The 3,069-nt window shown below is 49.6% G+C and carries 4 protein-coding genes; all 4 read right to left on the minus strand.

Going from position 1 to position 3,069, the window contains the following annotated elements; translation table 11 throughout:
- Window positions 1-51: 51 nt before the first annotated feature.
- Window positions 52-522, minus strand: a complete 471-nt coding sequence (locus ACQY6F_RS18560) for a type II secretion system protein (RefSeq protein WP_428776570.1) — start codon at window positions 520-522, stop codon at window positions 52-54.
- A 38-nt stretch (window positions 523-560) separates the two neighbouring features.
- Window positions 561-1,139, minus strand: coding sequence for a prepilin-type N-terminal cleavage/methylation domain-containing protein (locus ACQY6F_RS18565; protein WP_428776571.1), 579 nt, complete (start codon window positions 1,137-1,139; stop codon window positions 561-563).
- A gap of 79 nt (window positions 1,140-1,218) precedes the next feature.
- On the minus strand, window positions 1,219-1,680 hold the full coding sequence (locus ACQY6F_RS18570; protein WP_428776573.1) for an MSHA biogenesis protein MshF: 462 nt from the start codon (window positions 1,678-1,680) through the stop codon (window positions 1,219-1,221).
- A gap of 1 nt (window position 1,681) precedes the next feature.
- Window positions 1,682-2,902 carry a type II secretion system F family protein gene (locus tag ACQY6F_RS18575; protein WP_428776574.1) on the minus strand — a complete coding sequence of 407 codons (1,221 nt, stop codon included), beginning with the start codon at window positions 2,900-2,902 and terminating at the stop codon, window positions 1,682-1,684.
- Window positions 2,903-3,069: the final 167 nt, after the last annotated feature.

Here is a 3,069-nt window from a genome sequence, read left to right on the forward strand (position 1 = left end):
AGTTGAAGGACAGAGATTGAAAAAAGGCCAGCGATGCTGGCCTATACAAAATTAACATCCGTCAGGCGTTACGGTTACAGAATAAGGAGTAACAGTTCCTGCGCTACTAGTAGCCTCTCCATAACTGATATAACATTTCGTACCGATAACCGACGCTGCATCAGAAACAGAATCACTGGCAAAAGTCGCTACATAGCTTGTACCGTTAGCGTAACCTTTCCAATCAGAGTTTAGGCCTACAACCGCATTCCCAATACCAGCAGACGTTGCTGCTGGATAACCATAGACAGTTGAAATGCCATCAACAGTATCTGTAGCCTTGGTTTCCACACCTGCAATTGCTGCTTTACCATATACAATCCCAGCTGCACCATCCATTGCGCCTTTTAAACCCTGCAAAGCAGATTTACGGGCATCATTTTGCAAGTTAAGAAAACGAGGCGCTGCCGTCACCGCCAAAATACCTAAGATAACAATCACCACCACCAGCTCGATCAGGGTGAAACCGCCTTGTCTCTTCATTATTACTTCTCTCTTTTTTGATTCAAAATTCAGCAGAACTACTGCAATACAACATTGACCCGGCCAGTCTCAATTTCATAAACAAACTGGTGACCACTGTCTCCTTCCTGCTGCTGATAGGTGCAGGTGGAGTTGGCCGAGTCCGCCAGAGCCGAGTACTTAACATTCTTATCGTTGCGGGCATTTGCTACCGTATCCACCAGCGGCGGGTTTTGTAGCAGATTGTCCATTAAATCGATGCAGGCCTGATCTGTCAGACTTGCCGGAAAATTGGCACTATTGATGTTAATGGCAAATGGGTAACCATCACGAAATCCGGTTGCGGCGCCATTGGCTTGTGCCGAACGGGTCAGCCAGAAAGACACACCGTCATAGTTCACCGTATTGTACTGTTCGTTGTTGATGGTTACCGCGGGGCGCGCTTCCGCTTCCCACTGGGCCCGGGCCGACAACACGCCGGTCGCAAAACCACCCGCGACCCCCTGAATGCTGGCTTTTTTAGCTTCATCGGTAACGTCGAGAAAACGGGGTAAGGCAGCGACTGCCAATAGTCCAACAACAACAATCACTACAACCAGTTCCACCAGGGTGAAACCTAACGCTTTGCTACGATTCATATTTATACCCACACTAAGCTTGCGCGCATTATACGATGCTTTTACCGTACCGCCATCCCATTAGTGTCAAAAATGCTCACTAGTGTGACAAAAAGTCGACACTTACCGAAAACTTCTCTTTTTCCAGCGATATATTGACAGATTTATCGCGGCTAGAAAAATAGCGACAGTCATATTTTTGATCCAATGAGCGATTCTTTATTTGAACCATTTCGCCGGGCTGGATCAGCGCATCTTCATGTAATCGATTTAACCACACCCGGCAATCAACCCTCTGGCCATCTCTGGTCGGGATCAGCCACCCTCTGGCGGAAAACCAGACCATTTGCCCGTCAATATTTGCCTGCGACGGCTCACCCTTCAGCAGCCACTCCTGGCGATAATAATTGGCTCGTTCCAATATCCGCTGCACCGATAAACGTTCGGCCGTTTGCTGGGCCTGCTTCTCGACCGGACGAACGGCCAGCAAAAAGCTCAGCACCAAAATTACCAGTACTAATAACCAGATGGCAAAACGGGCACGTGCAATGTCACTGGCCATATTATCCCTGGATTGCGTCCAGCATCCCCCACATAGGCAGGAAGATACCCAGCGCTAACACCAAGACCATACCGGCGACGATCACCAACATGATCGGTTCTATCCGCGCGGTAAGGGTCTTGAGATCGTAATCGACTTCACGATCATAAAAATCGGCGACTTCAAACAGCAATTCATCAATACGACCGGTCTCTTCACCGACGGAGATCATCTGGATCACCAGCGGAGTAAACACCTGGGTATTGATGGCTGATGTTGACACGGCTCCACCGGCTTCAATCGCCGCTTTCATTTCTAATAAGCGTGATTCGAGAAATTTATTGCCCAGCGCTTCAGCCGCCAGCGCCAAAGACTGATTAAGCGGCACACCGGCTTTCAACATCAAAGCAAAAGTGCGGGAAAAACGCGCCAGCTGGGCCCGGTTAACGATATCACCGACAATCGGCAATTTGAGCCGGAACTTATCCCATTTTTCCCGACCTTTAGCGGTACTAATCCAGGCCTTAAAGCCAAACAGGCTGCCCGCAATCAAGGCGACCAGTAATGGCCAGAAATTAACAAAAAAATCTGACATGCCGATCAGAATTCGGGTCGGCAGCGGCAGATCGACGCCAAAACGGCTGAACATACTGGCAAACTGCGGAATCACCTTAATGTTTAAAATAAACAGAGCGATAGTGATAAAACTGAGTACAAAAGTCGGGTAACGCATCGCGGTTTTAATCCGCTTACGGGTTTCCACTTCCTGCTCGTAATACTGCGCCATCTGCAACAGCGCTTGATCCAACCGGCCGGTGTTCTCGCCCACGCTGATCATGGACACAAACAGTGGGCTGAACGCCTTGCTGTGCAGCTGCATTGCGCTCGACAGGCTATGACCGTTACTGAGATCGTGGCTGACCTCTTCCAGAGCTTCTTTAAGCTGTTTATTGCTGCAGTTTTGCGTTAGTCCCTTCATAGAACGTAATAAAGGCACCCCTGCTTTGGTCAGCGAATAAAGCTGTCGGCAAAAGATCACCAGCACTTCCAGCGGTACTGCCGGGGTTAATAACGCTTTAAGATCCCATTTCAGCAGGTTGCCGTCGGTCGCTGTCTCGATCGCTATCGGGATCACGCCTTTATTGACCAGTGATTCTGCGGCCAAATCGGCATTGGCGGCTTCGATTTGGCCACTCACTTTACTGCCTTGACTATCGCGTCCTTGATACTGAAATATTGGCATATTACCGACCTATATCCAGATGGGTTCAATGACACCTGAGGTATCGCCTTCGCCCAGAGTCATTACTTCATCCAGACTGGTGACACCTTGCAGCGCCAGATCCATCGCCGATGCCAGTAGTGGGCGGTAGTTTGGCGACTGACGGGCGGCACGGGCAAAGCCGTGAC

This window comes from Vibrio sp. (genome assembly GCF_050299255.1).
GTDB lineage: Bacteria > Pseudomonadota > Gammaproteobacteria > Enterobacterales > Vibrionaceae > Vibrio.

Bases quoted from the DNA above. Each gene is read 5' to 3' on its own strand.
- ACQY6F_RS18560 (WP_428776570.1), bottom strand. From the start codon at position 522: ATGAAGAGACAAGGCGGTTTCACCCTGATCGAGCTGGTGGTGGTGATT.
- ACQY6F_RS18565 (WP_428776571.1), bottom strand. From the start codon at position 1,139: ATGAATCGTAGCAAAGCGTTAGGTTTCACCCTGGTGGAACTGGTTGTA.
- ACQY6F_RS18570 (WP_428776573.1), bottom strand. From the start codon at position 1,680: ATGGCCAGTGACATTGCACGTGCCCGTTTTGCCATCTGGTTATTAGTA.
- ACQY6F_RS18575 (WP_428776574.1), bottom strand. From the start codon at position 2,902: ATGCCAATATTTCAGTATCAAGGACGCGATAGTCAAGGCAGTAAAGTG.